The organism is Micromonospora sp. NPDC005205 (assembly GCF_040608275.1).
GTDB lineage: Bacteria > Actinomycetota > Actinomycetes > Mycobacteriales > Micromonosporaceae > Micromonospora.
Window position 1 is genome coordinate 281,310 of the sequence record NZ_JBEXHV010000007.1, and the last position, 15,852, is coordinate 297,161.

At 70.9% G+C, this 15,852-nt stretch carries 13 protein-coding genes; 11 read left to right on the top strand and 2 right to left on the bottom strand.

Annotated elements, in window-relative coordinates:
* Nucleotides 1-35 precede the first annotated feature (35 nt).
* The 3 genes from ABZU43_RS16265 to ABZU43_RS16275 all read left to right on the top strand — a co-directional run bounded on the left by ABZU43_RS16265 (nt 36) and on the right by ABZU43_RS16275 (nt 2,980).
* Complete coding sequence (locus ABZU43_RS16265) at nt 36-707, top strand: transcriptional regulator (RefSeq protein ID WP_355007306.1); 672 nt, start codon at nt 36-38, stop codon at nt 705-707.
* An 84-nt stretch (nt 708-791) separates the two neighbouring features.
* Entirely contained in the window at nt 792-2,360 is a 1,569-nt protein-coding gene (locus tag ABZU43_RS16270) for an MFS transporter (RefSeq protein WP_355007307.1), read from the top strand.
* Between the two features lie 11 nt (nt 2,361-2,371).
* Complete coding sequence (locus tag ABZU43_RS16275; RefSeq protein WP_355007308.1) at nt 2,372-2,980, top strand: TetR/AcrR family transcriptional regulator; 609 nt, start codon at nt 2,372-2,374, stop codon at nt 2,978-2,980.
* A 116-nt stretch (nt 2,981-3,096) separates the two neighbouring features.
* Here ABZU43_RS16275 and ABZU43_RS16280 read toward each other — a convergent pair whose 3' ends face one another.
* Together ABZU43_RS16280 and ABZU43_RS16285 are read right to left on the bottom strand one after the other, a co-directional pair.
* Nucleotides 3,097-5,016: a helix-turn-helix domain-containing protein gene (locus tag ABZU43_RS16280; protein WP_355007309.1), complete on the bottom strand. Its 1,920-nt coding sequence runs from the start codon at nt 5,014-5,016 to the stop codon at nt 3,097-3,099.
* A gap of 14 nt (nt 5,017-5,030) precedes the next feature.
* Nucleotides 5,031-5,813 (bottom strand): 3-hydroxybutyrate dehydrogenase, encoded by a 783-nt coding sequence (locus tag ABZU43_RS16285; protein ID WP_355007310.1) that lies wholly within the window; start codon nt 5,811-5,813, stop codon nt 5,031-5,033.
* A gap of 957 nt (nt 5,814-6,770) precedes the next feature.
* Between ABZU43_RS16285 and ruvC the strand changes: the two genes are divergently transcribed.
* The 8 genes from ruvC to ABZU43_RS16325 all read left to right on the top strand — a co-directional run.
* Entirely contained in the window at nt 6,771-7,298 is a 528-nt protein-coding gene (gene ruvC / locus ABZU43_RS16290; protein WP_112584546.1) for a crossover junction endodeoxyribonuclease RuvC, read from the top strand.
* Entirely contained in the window at nt 7,295-7,897 is a 603-nt protein-coding gene (gene ruvA / locus ABZU43_RS16295; protein ID WP_210784947.1) for a Holliday junction branch migration protein RuvA, read from the top strand. The genes ruvC and ruvA overlap by 4 nt, the downstream gene beginning before the upstream one ends.
* Nucleotides 7,898-8,031: 134 nt before the next feature.
* On the top strand, nt 8,032-9,099 hold the full coding sequence (gene ruvB / locus ABZU43_RS16300) for a Holliday junction branch migration DNA helicase RuvB (protein WP_355007311.1): 1,068 nt from the start codon (nt 8,032-8,034) through the stop codon (nt 9,097-9,099).
* A gap of 121 nt (nt 9,100-9,220) precedes the next feature.
* Nucleotides 9,221-9,577, top strand: a complete 357-nt coding sequence (gene yajC, locus ABZU43_RS16305) for a preprotein translocase subunit YajC (RefSeq protein WP_355007312.1) — start codon at nt 9,221-9,223, stop codon at nt 9,575-9,577.
* Nucleotides 9,578-9,856: 279 nt separating this feature from the next.
* Nucleotides 9,857-11,770 carry a protein translocase subunit SecD gene (gene secD / locus ABZU43_RS16310; protein WP_355007313.1) on the top strand — a complete coding sequence of 638 codons (1,914 nt, stop codon included), beginning with the start codon at nt 9,857-9,859 and terminating at the stop codon, nt 11,768-11,770.
* Nucleotide 11,771: 1 nt separating this feature from the next.
* The gene (gene secF / locus ABZU43_RS16315) at nt 11,772-12,971 is read left to right on the top strand and encodes a protein translocase subunit SecF (protein WP_355007314.1); all 1,200 of its coding nucleotides are present in this window, start codon (nt 11,772-11,774) and stop codon (nt 12,969-12,971) included.
* A 78-nt stretch (nt 12,972-13,049) separates the two neighbouring features.
* Nucleotides 13,050-13,616, top strand: coding sequence for an adenine phosphoribosyltransferase (locus ABZU43_RS16320; RefSeq protein WP_355007315.1), 567 nt, complete (start codon nt 13,050-13,052; stop codon nt 13,614-13,616).
* Nucleotides 13,617-13,813: 197 nt separating this feature from the next.
* A partial coding sequence (locus ABZU43_RS16325) for a bifunctional (p)ppGpp synthetase/guanosine-3',5'-bis(diphosphate) 3'-pyrophosphohydrolase (protein WP_355007316.1) occupies nt 13,814-15,852 on the top strand: 2,039 nt, incomplete at its 3' end.

A 15,852-nucleotide genomic window follows, 5' to 3' on the forward strand; every position in this document is an offset into this window, starting at 1 on the left:
CCCGGGTAGAGAACGTCTACCCGGGGGTACGTCTGGTGCTGACCGATCCGATGCCGGCGGAGGCCGTGGAGATCGCGCACAAGCAGGTGTCGCTGGCGGCCGAGGACCTGGACGCCAACGCCGTCGCGACGCTGGTGCTGGAGTTGGCCGAGGCCTGGGGCGTGCCGGCGTTCTGGGAACAGGTCTGTCGTCCGTTGCTGGCCCGGCTGTCGGGGCGTACCGCCGTCGAGGTCGTCGTCGAGCACGCCCTCTGCGAGGGTGTCCGGGTCGGGTTGGACGCGTACCGCCGGGAGCCGGGCCGGTCACTGCGCACCGGCGGGGTGCTGCTGGCCGGTGCCGAGAAGGAGGCGCACAGCCTGGGTCTGCTGGCGCTCGCCGCCGCGTTGCGCGAGCAGGGTCGCGGCTGTCTGAACCTTGGCCCCGCGTTGCCCTGGTCCGCACTCACCAGTGCGGTGTACCGGGCCCGACCGCGCACCGTCGTGCTCTGGTCGCAGACGCCGCTCACCGGCCGCGCGTACCGTCTGGTGCGCTTCGCCAGGGATTTTCCGCGCCTTCGAGTGTACGGCGCGGGGCCGGGCTGGATCGAGCCGCTCAGCGGTCCGGCGGTCCGTCTCGGCACGTTGACGGCGGCCGTCGACGCCTGCCTGTCGGTCGCGGCCGGGCGTGATGCCCACCACATACGATACGGATCGATGCCGTATCGTTAATGGGAGTCGTAGGCTGATCCGCGTTACGAGTCTGACCCGTATCGTATTGCGTCTCGGGTGACAAGCGTGGGGGGAAAGCCAGGCATGGAGCTGCACAACAACACCGGACACCCGAGGCGGTGGGCGATCCTGGGGGTGCTGGTGATCAGCCTCCTCGTGGTCGTCCTCGACAACACGATCCTCAACGTCGCCCTGCGCACCCTGGCCGACCCGGTGCACGGTCTCGGCGCCAGCCAGGGCGAGCTGGAGTGGTCCATCAACTCCTACACGCTCGTCTTCGCCGGGCTGCTGTTCACCTTCGGAGTCCTCGGCGACCGCGCCGGCCGCAAGCGCTTCCTGATGATCGGTCTGGTGCTGTTCGGCCTGGCGTCGCTGCTCTCCGCGTACGCCCAGAGCCCCGGACAGCTCATCGCAGCCCGCGCCCTGATGGGGGTCGGCGGCGCGGCCATCATGCCGGTGACACTGTCGATCATCTCCAACGTCTTCGACCCGCGCGAGCGTGGTCGGGCCATCGGTGTCTGGGCCGGCGCTGTCGGTCTCGCCGTGGCGATCGGCCCGATCCTCGGCGGCGCGCTGCTGGAGCACTTCTGGTGGGGCTCGGTCTTCCTGATCAACGTGCCGGTGGTCGCCGCCGGCGTGGTCCTGGTGGCGCTGCTGGTCCCCGAGTCGCGTGACCCGCGGCCCGGCCGGATCGACGTGCTCGGCGTGCTGCTCTCCGTGGTCGGCCTGGTCGCCCTCTCCTACGGCATCATCGACGGCGGCGAGCACGGCTTCGACCGCCCGCTGGCCTGGGGCTCGATCCTGGTGGGCATCGCGGTGCTGGCCTGGTTCGTGCAGCACGAGCGGCGCAGCGACCACCCGTCGCTGGACGTCCGACTGTTCAAGGTGCCCCGGTTCGCCGCGCCGGTCGCCATCGTCGGCCTGGTCTTCTTCGCCGCGATGGGCTCGATGTTCTTCGGCTCGTTCTACCTGCAACTCGTACGCGACTACAGCCCGTTGCAGACCGGCCTGCTCTTCCTGCCCTTCGCCGGCGCCCAGTTGGTCTTCGCGCCGCGCAGCGCCGCGATGGTCCGCCGCTACGGTGGTAAGGCCGTCGCCGCCGTCGGGTTGGCGCTGACAGTGGTGTCCCTCGCTGCCTTCGTCTTCATCGGCGCCTCCACCCCGATCTGGATCGTGCTGCTGGTCTTCCTCATCCAGGGCGCCGGGATGGCCAACATCATGCCGCCGGCCACCGAGTCGATCATGTCGGCGTTGCCCCGGGAGAAGGCCGGAGTGGGCTCCGCGGTCAGCAACACCATCCGCCAGGTGGCCGGCGCGCTCGGCGTGGCCGTCCTCGGCTCGGTGCTCTCAGCGGTCTACCGCAGCGACATCGGTGACGCCCTGACCGGTCTGCCCACCCAGGCCCAGGACGCGGCCAACGAGTCGATCTCCGGGGCGTACGCGGCGGCGGGCCAGCTCGGTCCGGCGGCGCCGGGGCTGATCTCGGCGGCCAACGACGCCTTCGTGACCGCCATGCACTGGGCGGCCGGGCTCTCCGCGGTGATCGCCGCACTCGGGATGATCGTGGTGCTGCGCTGGATGCCGGGCAAGGAGGACGCGAGCGTCGCCCCGGCGGCGCCCGTCGCCGAGCCTGAGTTGGCCGGCACGGCATAGGTCCGGGAAGAATGGCGGACATGATGTCCACTGCCGATGCTCCGCGGTCGCCCGGTCGACCGCGGAGCATCCGCGCCGACGAGGCGATCATCGAGGCCACCCTCGACCTGCTCGCCGAGGGCAGCACCATCGAAGCGCTCTCGATCGAGGCGATCGCCACCCGCGCCGGGGTCGGCAAGGCCACCATCTACCGCCGGTGGGCCGGCAAGGACGCGTTGCTGCTGGACGCGTTGCGCCGCCTCAAGGGCGTCATGGCCCAGCCGGCGGGCCACTCCGTCCGCGACGACCTGGTGCTGCTGGTCGGCGCGATCGGCAAGAACGTCGACCCGCGAGCAGCCAAGATCATGCCCTGCCTGGCACCCGCGGTGAACCGCAGCGCCGACCAGTTCCAGCTTTACCAGAACATCATCTCGCCCCGACGGCAGCTGATGCGCGAGGTGCTGCGGCGCGGCATCGACGAGGGGGTGCTGCGCGCCGACATCGACGTCGAGGTGACGATGGCGCTGCTCACCGGGCCGATGCTGATCCAGCGGGTGCTCCAGTGGAACCCGGACCTGGACGAGCAGACCCTGCCCGAACGGGTCGTCGACGCCGTGCTGGAGGGCATCCGGGCCCGCTGACGCCGGGCGCTCGGTCGGCGGCTGTTGTCCGCCGACGCTGGTTGCTCGGTCGGCGGCTGTTGTCCGCCGACGCTGGTTGCTCGGTCGGCGGCGTTCCTGCCGCCGGCCGGCGTCGGTCAGCCGGCTGGTGTGCGCAGTCGGTGCAGGCGCAGCGCGAGCTGCACCTCCAGCGCACGCTCGGGCCGCTGCCAGTCGACGCCGAGCAACTGCCCGACCCGTTCCAACCGCTGGGTCACCGTGTTGACGTGCACGTGCAGTTGCTCGGCGGCCCGGGCCAGGCTGCCGCCCACCCCGAAGTACGCCTCCAGCGTCTTCACCAGAGCCGTGCCGCGCCGGGCGTCGTAGTCGAGCACCGGCCCGACGGTGGCGGTGAGAAACTCGGTCACGTCCTTCTCACCCCGGTCACCGACCGTGCCCAGCAACAACCCGACGAAGCCCAACTCCACGGTGCTCGCGCCCTGCCCGGCGCGGCCCAGCGCGCCCAGCGCCGTCAGGCACCGGTCCGCCTCCTGAAACGTCCCGGCCAGCGCCGACGGCGTGTTCGACGGGCCACTCGCTCCGGCGGTCACCGGTCGACCGGTCACCCGGGACAGGTCCCGGGCCACCGCGCGGGCGCTGCCACCCGCGTCCAACCCCGGCAGCATCAGCACCACCCGACCGTCGCGCGCCGCGGCCAGCCCGCCCCGCGCCGACGCGTACGTGGTGGCCCAGGACAGCACCCGCTGCCGAGCCGAACCGGTCGCGGCGATCGCGTCGTCGCCCACCGCCACCAGCACGTGCGGCGCGTCCAGGTCCACCCCGAGCCGACGGGCCCGACTGCGAAGCGCGTCGGTGTCGCGCAGCGGGCGGGCGATCAGGTCGTCCAGCAACTCGCCACGCACCCGCCCCTCCGCCTCCGCGACCGTCCGGCGGAACAGCAGCAGCAGCGCGGTCACCAACGCGGCCCGCTCCAGGATGCGCTGGTCGGCGTCGACCAACTCGTCGTCCGGGCGCAGCACCAGGGCGCCCAGGTTCTCCGCGCCCGCCACCACCGCCGCGTACCAGAGCGGACCCCGGCGTACGCTGCGCCCCTCGGTCCTGGACGCGGCCACCGCCTCGACGATGTCCGCGCGGTCCGGCTCCTCGATCTCACCCACCCGGGCCAGCAGGCGGCCCTCGGCGTCCAGCGCCAGCAGCGCGCCGCCCAGCACCTCGGTCACCGCGGCCGCCACGTCCTCCACGCCGCCGCCGCGCAGTACCAGCGCGGTCATCCGGTCGTGTGCCGCGGCGGCCCGCTCCACCGAGCTGCTGTGCGCCCGGATGGTGGTGTTCGCCGCCGACAACTCGGCCAACGCCGAACGGGTCTCGGTCAGCAGCCGGGCGGTGTCGATCGCCACCGCGGCGTGCGCGGCCAGCGACACCAGCAGCGCCACCTCCTCCCGAACGAATGGCCGGGCCGAACGGTTGGCCGCGTAGAGCACGCCGATGGAGGTCGAACCGAGCCGCAGCGGCACCCCCAGGATCGCCACCAGACCCTCCTCGCCCACCCCGGCGTCGATCTCGCCGGTGTGGTGGAAGCGCGCGTCCTCGCCGTAGTTGGCGGTGACGTACGGGGCACCGGACTGGGCCACCAGGCCACCGAGACCGGCACCCATCGGCAGACGCAGCCGCTGGAAACGGGCCGACACCGACCCGTCGGTCACCCGCATGTAGGTGTCGCCACGTTCGTCGTCGTTGAGCGTCATGTACGCCACGTCCGCGCCCAGCAGATGACGGGCCCGGTGCACGATCGCCCGCAACACGTCGTCCAGATCGCGCAGCCCCGCCAGGTCGCTGACCGTGTCGTACAGGCCGGACAGCTCGCTCTCCCGGCGGCGGCGACGCTCCAGCAGCGCGCGGACCCGCAACGCCACCGACTTGGCCTGCTCCAGCTCGGCCAGCCGGTCCGGCGGTAGCCCGGCGGCCCGCGCGGCCACCAGCGGTCCCTCGAACTCGACCGCCGCGGCCTCTCGGGCGAGCAGCTCCAGGAACTCCACCGGCGAAGACATGGTCGACATTGTGCTCAGCCCCACTAGTTGGCCGTCCAGCCCCCGTCGAGGGCGATCGACGCCCCGGTGATGAACGCCGCCGGCGGCGAGCAGAGGTACGCCAGCAGCTCGGCCACCTCCTCCGGCTCGATCAACCGTTTGATCGCGGCCCGGGCCAGCATGATCTTCTCGATCACCTCGGCCTCGTCGATGCCGTGACTGGCCGCCTGGTCGGCGATCTGGCTCTCCACCAGCGCGGTACGCACGTACGCCGGGTTGATGCAGTTGGCGGTGACGCCGTGCGCGGCGCCCTCCAACGCGACCACCTTCGACAGCCCCTCCAGGGCGTGCTTGGCCGAGACGTAGGCCGCCTTGTACGGCGAGGCGCGCAACCCGTGCACCGAGGAGATGTTGACGATCCGCCCCCAGCCCCGCGCGTACATGTGCGGCAGCGCCCGGCGGATCAGCAGAAACGGCGCCTCCACCATCACCCGCTGGATGTACTCGAACCGCTCGACGGGAAAGTCCTGCAACGGTGCGACGTGCTGGAGCCCGGCGTTGTTCACCACGATGTCCACGTCCACGTCGAGCGAATCCACCGCCGCGGCGTCGGACAGGTCCACGCCCTCGGCCCGGCCACCGGCCTCGGCGGCCACCGCCTTGGCCGCCTCCAGGTTGCGGTCCACCACGAGCACCTTGGCGCCGGCCGCGCCCAGCCGCAGGGCGCACGCCCGCCCGATGCCGCCGCCGCCCCCGGTGACCAGGGCGGTCCGACCGGAGAGGTCGAGCTGTACGACGTGGGGGACCACCACGGGTTCTGCCGTCATGGCGCAAGAAGTTACGAGCTGTGTGCTCCCCGGCACATGGGCCAGCGACACATACTCCGTACCAAAGCTGTGTGGCCCCACCCGCCCCCTAGTACCCGCTCCCACCCACCGCCCCCTTGCACCCCGCTTCCGCGCCTCGCCGTCTCGCCGCGCCTTGTGCTGCCCCGCCGCCCCGCCCGCCCGGCCCATCCCGTCCCGCCGCGCCTTGGGTCGCGCCGCCGCCTGCTGGGCCTCGCGCCGCCGCCTGCTGGGCCTCGCGCCGCCGGGCCTGGCCTCTGCCACAGCCCGCCACGCCGCACGCCGCAATATCGCGTTAGCGCTGTGGCTGGCGGGTCAACCCGTGCTGGAGAAGGGGCTCCTGGTCGATCACCGTAGGTGGAGCGAGAAGATCGCGTCGATCTTGCGGTTTCGGTTGTCGACATGGGTGGGATGCGGCTTGTGTCGGGACAGGAAGTGCAAGATCGCGGGGCAGGGGCAGGGGCAGGGGCAGCGCGGGGCGGCGCGGGGCGGCGGGGGCGGCGGGGCGATCATGGAGTTGTGGTGCCCGGATTGGCGGTTTGTGGGCGTTTTGTTGCCCACCACGGCTGCATGATCGGCGAGGTGGCGCCGGTGACGAGCAGCCGCCCCGCCCAACGCAACGGTGTTGTCCTGGATGTGGGGGCATCCAGGCGCGCCGTGGCCACTAAATCCTGGATCGGGCGTGACCTTGACGGCGGTGGGTGTCCCCGCAGGCCGCTCCCGGTCACTCGGAACGACGTTTGTCGTCAAGATCCGCGCAATATCAGGGATGTTGCTGTCTCTCGCGCGCCAGAGGCAGCAACATCCGGCAAGTTGCGCAGATCTTGGGGCGTGGGTGGGGGCGTGGGGTGTGGGAGGGCGTGTCCCGTGGGGCTGGTGGGAAGGGCGCCGGTTAGGGTGTCGAACACACGTACTGCTGACGGCTGGGGAGGGGGCGGCGTGCGCGTGCTCGGTGTGGACCCGGGGTTGACCCGGTGCGGGGTGGGTGTGGTCGAGGGTGTGCCCGGCCGGCCCTGCACCCTGGTCGCCTACTACGTGGTCTACACCGACCCGGCCGACGACCTGGCGTTGCGCCTGTTGCACCTGGACCGGTCGCTGAACAAGCTGGTCGCCGAGCATCAACCGGAGAGCGTTGCCGTCGAGCGGGTGTTCAGTCAGCACAACGTTCGTACCGTGATGGGCACCGCGCAGGCCAGTGGCATCGCCGTGCTGGCCGGGGCGCGGGCCGGGCTGCCGGTGCAGACGTACACCCCGAGCGAGGTGAAGGCCGCCGTGACCGGGTCCGGTCAGGCCGACAAGGCACAGATGACCGCGATGGTGACCCGGCTGTTGCGGCTGGCCGAGCCGCCGAAGCCGGCGGACGCCGCCGACGCGTTGGCCCTGGCCATCTGCCATGTATGGCGCGGCGGGACCCGCTCCAAGCTGGCCGCCGCGGCCGACAGGGCACGACGAGGAGGAGCGCGATGATCGCCAGCGTGCGCGGCACGGTGACCGCGACGGGTCCGGACCAGGCGGTGATCGAGGTCGGCGGGGTCGGGCTCGCCGTGCACTGCGCCCCGGGGACCCTCGCGGAACTGCGGGTCGGCCAGGTCGCCCGGCTCGCCACCAGTTTGATCGTGCGGGAAGACTCGCTGACTCTTTACGGCTTCGCCGACGACGACGCCAAGTCTCTGTTCGAGCTGCTCCAGACCGCGAGTGGCGTCGGCCCGCGACTGGCCCAGGCGGTGCTGGCGGTGCACACCCCGGACGCGGTACGCAAGGCGATCGCCAACGCGGACACGGCCGCCCTGACCCGCGTACCCGGGATTGGCAAGAAGGGCGCGGAACGCCTGGTGCTGGAGCTACGGGACCGGATCGGCCCGGTGCCGATCGGCGCCGACGGGGCGGCCGGGGTGACCCGCGGCAGCTGGCCCGACCAGGTCCGGCAGGCGCTGGTGGGGCTGGGTTGGACGGCCGGGCAGGCCGATCAGGCGGTGGCCGCGGTGGCGGAGTCGATCGAGGGTGAGACCCCGCCGGTGCCGGTCCTGCTCAAGCAGGCCATCCGACTACTGGGCCGCACCCGATGACCGCCCGGGCGGCACGATGAGTGCGAGGAGTGAGCCGGGTTTGCGAGCCCCGCAGTCGCGAATGAAGGCGGCACGATGAGCGCGAGGAGTGAGCCGGGTTTGCGAGCCCCGCAGTCGCGAATGAAGGCGGCACGATGAGTGAGACCGAGGGGCTCGTCTCGGCGTACGTCAGCGACGCCGATCGGGACGCGGAGGCCACGGTGCGGCCGAGGCGGCTGGCCGAGTTCATCGCCCAGGACCGGGTACGCGACCAGCTCGACCTGTTGTTGCAGGGCGCGATGCGGCGGGGGTCGCCGCCGGATCACATCCTGCTGTCCGGCCCACCCGGGTTGGGCAAGACGAGTCTGGCCAACATCGTCGCCGCCGAGCTGGGCGCGGGCATCCGGGTGACCAGCGGCCCGGCGATCGAGCGTTCCGGCGATCTGGCGGCGATCCTGACCAGCCTCGCCGAGGGCGACGTGCTCTTCATCGACGAGATCCATCGGATCGCGCGGCCGGCCGAGGAGTTGCTGTACAGCGCGATGGAGGACTTCCGGGTCGACGTGGTGGTGGGCAAGGGGCCCGGTGCGACGGCGATCCCGCTGGACGTGGAGCCGTTCACCCTGGTCGGCGCGACGACCCGTTCGGGTCTGTTGACCGGGCCGATGCGGGACCGGTTCGGCTTCGTGGCGCACCTCGACTTCTACGCGCCGGCGGATCTGGAGACGTTGCTGCACCGTTCGGCGCGGATCCTGGGGGTGCCGATCACCCCGGAGGGCGCCACCGAGATCGCCGGTCGGTCCCGGGGCACGCCCCGGATCGCGAACCGGTTGCTGCGCCGGGTCCGCGACTATGCCGAGGTCCGGGCGGACGGGGTGGTCGATCTCGACACCGCGCGTGCGGCCCTGATCGTGTACGACGTGGACGCGCTCGGCCTGGACCGGCTGGACCGGGCGGTGTTGACCGCGTTGGTCGACTCGTTCCGGGGCGGCCCGGTCGGGTTGTCCACCCTCGCGGTGGCGGTGGGGGAGCAGCCGGACACGGTCGAGGAGGTCTGCGAGCCGTTCCTGGTGCGGGCTGGGCTGTTGGCCCGTACGCCCAGGGGTCGGGTGGCGACCGAGGCCGCTTGGCGGCATCTGGGACGCACTCCGCCGAATGGTACATTTGGTGTGGATAGTCCACCTGTGCCCGACTTGTTCTCCTTGGACGTCGATCAGCCGTGATGTGAACGTGATCTGTGCCGCATTCGGCGTTCCCAGGTGCAGGGTTTAGACTTCGCCGCGGTCTGTACAGGACGTGAGAATCCGCCTCCGCTCCGGCACCCCGGTGCCGGGCAGGTGGCCAATGGGAAGGTCAGTAACCGTGCAATTGGCAGCAGCGGGTGGCGGGGCCGGCGGTTTCACGCCGATCCTGATGATCGCCCTGCTCTTCGGTGTCATGTACTTCATGATGATCCGGCCGCAGCAGAAGCGCCGCAAAGAGGCAGAGGCGATGCAGTCCAACCTCGGCCCCGGCGACGAGGTCGTGACCATCGGTGGGCTCTACGGCACTGTCACCGGCATCGAGGACGACACCGTCCTGATCGAGGTCGCCCCGGGCGTGCAGACCCGGTACGCCCGCCCGGCCATCGCGCGGGTGGTCACCCGCGCGGAGCTGCCGAGCGAGCCGGTCACCGAGGACGCGGACACCGTCAAGGAGTGACCCCTCCCCTCGGGAGCGGCGATTGCGGCGTACGGCCGGTCGGCCGGCTTCCGGGGTCGTCGCGCCCGGACGGGGCAGCGGGCGAGACGTGAAAACTGGATAGTTGGGTCGACGCCGGGCGTCGGCACGTTCCCGTGACCGTCGGCGTTCCGCGCCGGGGGCGCCCGGTCCTCGTGTCGGCATTCCGTCGGCTCAAGGCAGACCCGTCGGGCAGGACCCCCGGCCCGACACCGCCGCCGCTGCGACAGCGGCGCGACCGTACAGGGAGACAGGACAGCCGTGGCACCACCTCAGGGACAGATGCGCCCCGGGCGGCAGCTCGCCGTGCTCGGGTTCATCTTCGTGGTCCTCTATCTTCTGGTGTTCTTCGCCGGCGCCAGCGGCAGCTGGAAGGACCGGCTCGAGCCCAAGCTCGGCCTGGACCTCATCGGCGGCACGCGGGTGACACTGGAGGCGACCAACAGCGTCGACGGCAAGCCCCCGACGGCGGAGAACCTCGAGGAGGCCCGCGAGATCATCGAGAGTCGGGTCAACGCGTTCGGCGTGGCCGAGGCCGAGGTGGTCACCGAGGGCAACCGCAACATCGTCATCTCCCTGCCCGGTGAGAACCGGAACCTCGACGACGTGGGCGAAGCGGCCGAGTTGCGCTTCCGCAAGGTGCTCAAGGGCGCGTCCGGCAGCGGGGTGGCCGAGGCGCCGCCCGCCGCCACGCCGACCCCGTCCGGCAGCGCCGCCCCGACCGGCAGCGCGACCCCGTCCGGTGCCGCGACCCCGTCCGGCAGCGCCTCGCCGAAGGTGACCTCGTCGCCCAGCGGCGGTCAGGGCGGAATGGCCCCGGCGTCGCCCAGCGCCACGCCGACCCCCTCCGCGTCCGCCACGGCCTCGCCGAGCGCCGCCGCGCCCAGCGCCAGCGCCGAGCCGGTGCCGGCCAGCGTCGAGGAGCAGCGCAAGGCCGTCGAGCAGAAGGTCGGCGCCGCCGCGTGGCAGGCCGCCAACGGGTTGCAGGCCCCGGCCGATCTGACCGCCGACCCGTCGCTGGCAGAGAAGTTCAAGCCGTTCGGCACGCTGTCTCCGCAGGAGGTCGCGGTGCTGCCGGCGCAGATGCAGTTCAACGTGCCGACGATCGGCTGCGCGCAGCTCGACCAGCGCCCTCCGGCGTCGATCTCCGACGCCAAGCAGCAGGTGGTCTCCTGCGAGGACGGCGCGTCGAAGTACCTGCTCGACCAGGCCAAGGTGCTGGGCACCGACGTGTCCGACGCCGACGCGGTGCTCGACCAGACCAACGCCTGGGTGGTCAGCCTGGACTTCACCGGCGACGGTCAGGGCAAGTGGACCTCGCTGACCCGTGAGGCGTTCAACAACGAGGGTCAGGCCTGCGACGCGACCGCCCTGGGCCAGGACGGCAAGTGCCGGGTGGCCGTCGTGCTGGACAACAAGATCGTCTCCTCCCCGGAGATCCAGGGCGTGCTGACCGGCAACTCCCAGATCACCGGCACCTTCACCCAGAAGGACGCCAGCACCCTCGCCGGTCAGCTCCGCTATGGCGCGCTGCCGGTGACCTTCGAGCAGCAGGAAGCGCAGAACGTCACCGCCACGCTGGGTGCCAGCCACCTGCGCGCCGGTCTGCTCGCTGCCGGCATCGGCATGCTGCTGGTCATCATCTACGCGTTCTTCTACTACCGGCTGCTCGGCTCGGTGATCTTCCTGAGCCTCATCCTCTCCGCGCTGCTGGTCTTCGGCGCGCTGGTGGTGCTCGGCCGGCAGATCGGCTTCACGCTCACCCTCGCCGGCATCGCCGGAATGATCGTCTCGCTCGGTGTGGCGGCGGACTCGTTCGTCATCTACTTCGAACGACTGAAAGACGAGATCCGGGAGGGACGCAGCCCGCGTAGCGCGGTGCCCCGCGCCTGGATCCGGGCCCGTCGGACGATCATCTCGGCCAACGCGATCACCCTGCTCTCCGCTGTGGTGCTCTATGTGGTCTCGGTCGGCACCGTCAAGGGCTTCGCGTTCGCGCTCGGCCTCGCCACAGTGCTGGACCTGGTCGTGGTCTTCCTCTTCCGGCACCCGATCATGACGATGTTCGCCCGGACCCAGGCGTTCCTGTCCCCGCGGGTCAGCGGTCTGGGCCGAGCACTGCCGGCTCGCAACCAGCCGACTCAGCCCCGCAACCCGCGCGCCAAGGAGGCCTGAGATGGCTGAAAACGGTTTGGCGAGCCGCCTCTACAACGGCGAGGCCGGTCTCAACATCGTCGGTCGACGCAAGCTCTGGTTCGGCGTCGCCGGGCTTCTCATCCTGATCGCGATCCTCAGCTTCTCGATCCGTGGGTTCAGCCTGGGCATCGAGTTCGCCGGCGGCAACTCGTTCCAGGTGCCGGCCAGCGTCGGCACCCTGGACGACGCCGAGCGGGAGGTCAACTCGGCCCTCGCCGCCGAGAACACCGGCGTCACGGTGGCCACCACGCAGAAGGTCGGCGGTCCGGGCGGCGACTCCTACGAGCTCCGCACGCCGCAGCTCACCGCCGAGCAGGCCACCGCGGTCAAGGCCCAGATCGCCGAGGACCTCGGCATCAGCGCCGACCAGATCAGCGACAACCAGGTCAGTGAGGCCTGGGGCAGCCAGGTGACCGAGCGGGCCGTACTCGGTCTGGTCATCTTCATCGCGCTGGTGATGGTCTACCTGATCCTGCGCTTCGAGTGGCGGATGGCCGTGGCCGCGGTCGCCTCGCTGATCACGAACCTGATCCTCACCGCCGGCATCTACTCGCTGGTCGGCTTCGAGGTCACCCCATCGACGATCATCGGCTTCCTCACCATCCTGGGCTTCGCGCTCTACGACGTGGTGGTGGTCTTCGACAAGGTCCAGGAGAACACCCGGGGCATCACCGCCAACAACAACCAGACGTACGCCGAGGCGTCCAACCTGGCCATCAACCAGAGCCTGATGCGGTCGTTGAACACCTCGGTGGTCGCCCTGCTGCCGGTCGGTGGTCTGCTCTTCATCGGTGCCGGCCTGCTCGGTGCCGGCACGCTGAAGGACCTGGGTCTGGTGCTGTTCGTCGGTATGGCGGTGGCGTTCCTGACCTCCATCCTGGTGGCCACCCCGCTGCTGGCGCTGTTGAAGAACTACGACCCGCGGATCCAGGCGCACAACAAGCGCGTCCTGACCCGGCGGGGCGCGATCAGCCGCGGCGAGGTCACCGGTAAGGGTGCTGCCGCGAGCCCGGTCGCCCAGGCCGACGCGACCGACGAGCCTGTCGACCAGGACGCCGCCGCGCTGGCCGGTGCCGCCCCCAAGGTGGGCGCTCGGCCGGCGGGCAAGCGGTCCACCGGTGCCCGGGGCGGTCGCCCGGGTGGTGGCGGCAACCGGCCGGGTGGCGCCAAGCGGCGCTGACCCGACACGAAACACCCGAACGGCGTCCGGCATGCTGTTGCCGGACGCCGTTCGTCGTCGAAGGAGAGCGAAACAGCCGTGACGGAGACCCACAGCGCCGCAGCGCACGGGGACAGTGGCCCGGAGGCCGCCCGACTGGTCGCCAGTCGGGTGCTGGACGTGCCCGACTTCCCCAAGCCCGGCGTCATGTTCAAGGACCTGATGCCACTGTTCGCCGACGGCAGGGTCTTCCGTGAGGTGATCGACGGGATCGTTGCGCACCACGGGCGGGACACCTTCGACGTGGTGGTCGGCATCGAGGCGCGCGGGTTCGTCGTCGCGGCGGCCATCGCGTACGCGACCGGGGTGGGCGTGGTGCCGGTGCGCAAGGCCGGCAAGCTGCCGCGCCCCGCGCACTCGGTCTCCTACGAGTTGGAGTACGGCGAGGCCACCCTCGAAGTGCACGAGGACGCCTTCACCGCCGGGCACCGGGTGCTGGTGGTCGACGACGTGCTGGCCACCGGTGGCACGGCCGAGGCGACGCTGGACCTGGTCGAGCGGGCCGGTGGCACCGTCGCCGGCTTCACTGTGCTGCTGGAACTCGGCTTCCTGGGTGGGCGCGAGCGACTGGCGCCGCGTCCCGTCCACGCCCTGTTGACTGTTTGAGCCGGTCGGTACTCTGCTGACCGTTTGGTCCCGGACCGGTCGGATGGACGCGGCGCCGACCGTCCGGCGGAGCGGCAGGGGGCCGTCCGTGCGGGTAGCATTGCCCTTTGCTGACGCCGGCGGTATCCCGTCCGGCGGGCGAGACCAGGTCGGCCGATCTTCGGCCGGCGTGTTTCCGGCGAGCGGTGAGGAGGCCGGTGTCCCACGATGTCGTCCCTCCGGCGGAGGGCACGGTGCACCCGACAGGCGACGCTGACGGCTCGGTTACCGACCCGACAGGCGATGCGCCGGCCCGGGTGACGGGCAACGGCAACGGCTCCGGCCGGGCTCCCGGCGAAAGCGCGGTGAATCCGACCAGCGGCCCGCCGAGCGTCGAGGCGTCCCCTGGCGCCGATGGCGTCGTGGTCCCGTTTCCGGCCGACGCCGGCATCGACCCGTCGCCCAGCGGCGGGTTCGGGCTGTCCAACGCGCCCACCGGTCGGCGGGTCCGGGCCCGGCTGGCCCGGTTCAACGCGCCCTGGCAGACCTCCCAGGTCAGCGAGGTGCTGGAGCCGCTCATCGCCAGCCACCGGGACAACCACCCCAAGGCGGACGCCCGGCTGCTCCAGCGCGCCTTCGACACGGCCGCGCGGTGGCACTCCGGGCAGTACCGCAAGTCCGGTGACCCCTACATCACCCACCCCCTCGCCGTGGCGACGATCCTCGGCAACCTGGGGATGGACACCACCACGCTGGTCGCCGCGCTGCTGCACGACACCATCGAGGACACCGAGTACACCCTCGACCAGATGCGCGCCGACTTCGGTGGCGAGGTCGCCCTGCTGGTCGACGGCGTCACCAAGCTCGACAAGGTCAAGCTGGGTGACGCGGCCAAGGCCGAGACGATCCGCAAGATGGTCGTGGCCATGGCCAAGGACCCGCGGGTGCTGGTGATCAAGCTGGCCGACCGGCTGCACAACATGCGCACCCTGACCTTCCTGCCCCGCCCCAAGCAGGAGCAGAAGGCCAAGGAGACCCTCGAGATCCTGGCGCCGCTGGCGCACCGGCTCGGTATGAACACGATCAAGTGGGAGCTGGAGGACCTGTCCTTCGGCACGCTGTTCCCGAAGCGCTACGAGGAGATCAACCGGCTGATCGGGGAGCACCAGCCGCAGCGCGAGGCGCTGCTGCGGCAGGTGACGCAGAAGGTTCAGACCGACCTGAAGGCCGCCAAGATCAAGGCGGAGACCACCGGGCGGCCGAAGCACCTCTACTCGATCTACCAGAAGATGATCGTGCGGGGTCGCGACTTCAACGACATCTACGACCTGGTCGGTGTGCGGATCCTGGTCGACACGGTTCGGGACTGCTACGCGGCGCTGGGGGTCATCCACGCCAACTGGCAGCCGGTGCCGGGCCGGTTCAAGGACTACATCGCGATGCCCAAGTTCAACATGTACCAGTCGTTGCACACGACTGTCATCGGGCCCACCGGCAAGCCGGTGGAGATGCAGATCCGCACGTACGCGATGCACCGCACCGCGGAGTTCGGCATCGCCGCGCACTGGAAGTACAAGGAGCACAAGGGCACCCAGATCGTCGGCCCGCCGGCGCACATCGACGAGATGACCTGGCTGCGGCAGTTGCTCGACTGGCAGCGTGAGGCGGCCGACCCGAGCGAGTTCCTCGACGCGCTGCGGTTCGACCTGTCCAGCCAGGAGGTGTACGTCTTCACCCCGAAGGGTGACGTCATCCCGCTGCCGACCGGGTCGACGCCTGTGGACTTCGCGTACGCGGTGCACACCGAGGTGGGGCACAAGTGCATCGGCGCGCGGGTCAACGGCAAGTTGGTGCCGCTGGAATCGACGCTGTCCAACGGCGACGTGATCGAGATCTTCACGTCGAAGTCCGAGACGGCCGGCCCAACGCAGGACTGGTTGGGCTTCGTCAAGAGCCCGCGCGCCCGGACGAAGATCCGGCAGTACTTCAACAAGGAGCGGCGCGAGGAGGCGATCGAGGCCGGCAAGGACGCGATCGTCAAGGCGATGCGCAAGCAGGGCATGCCGTTGCAGCGGATGCTCACCTCCGACGCGCTCATGTCGATCGCCCGGGACCTGCACCTGGCCGATGTGGCGTCGCTCTACGCGGCGGTCGGCGACAGTCAGGTCTCCGCGCAGTCGGTGGTGCAGAAGCTGATGGCCGCGTACGGCGGCGAGGAGGGCGCGGCGGAGGACATCGCCGAGACCGCCGTCGCCAC

Coding starts and splice junctions, on each gene's coding strand:
- ABZU43_RS16270 (WP_355007307.1), top strand. CDS start 792: ATGGAGCTGCACAACAACACCGGACACCCGAGGCGGTGGGCGATCCTG.
- ABZU43_RS16275 (WP_355007308.1), top strand. CDS start 2,372: ATGGCGGACATGATGTCCACTGCCGATGCTCCGCGGTCGCCCGGTCGA.
- ABZU43_RS16280 (WP_355007309.1), bottom strand. CDS start 5,016: ATGTCGACCATGTCTTCGCCGGTGGAGTTCCTGGAGCTGCTCGCCCGA.
- ABZU43_RS16285 (WP_355007310.1), bottom strand. CDS start 5,813: ATGACGGCAGAACCCGTGGTGGTCCCCCACGTCGTACAGCTCGACCTC.
- ruvA (WP_210784947.1), top strand. CDS start 7,295: ATGATCGCCAGCGTGCGCGGCACGGTGACCGCGACGGGTCCGGACCAG.
- ruvB (WP_355007311.1), top strand. CDS start 8,032: ATGAGTGAGACCGAGGGGCTCGTCTCGGCGTACGTCAGCGACGCCGAT.
- yajC (WP_355007312.1), top strand. CDS start 9,221: ATGGGAAGGTCAGTAACCGTGCAATTGGCAGCAGCGGGTGGCGGGGCC.
- secF (WP_355007314.1), top strand. CDS start 11,772: ATGGCTGAAAACGGTTTGGCGAGCCGCCTCTACAACGGCGAGGCCGGT.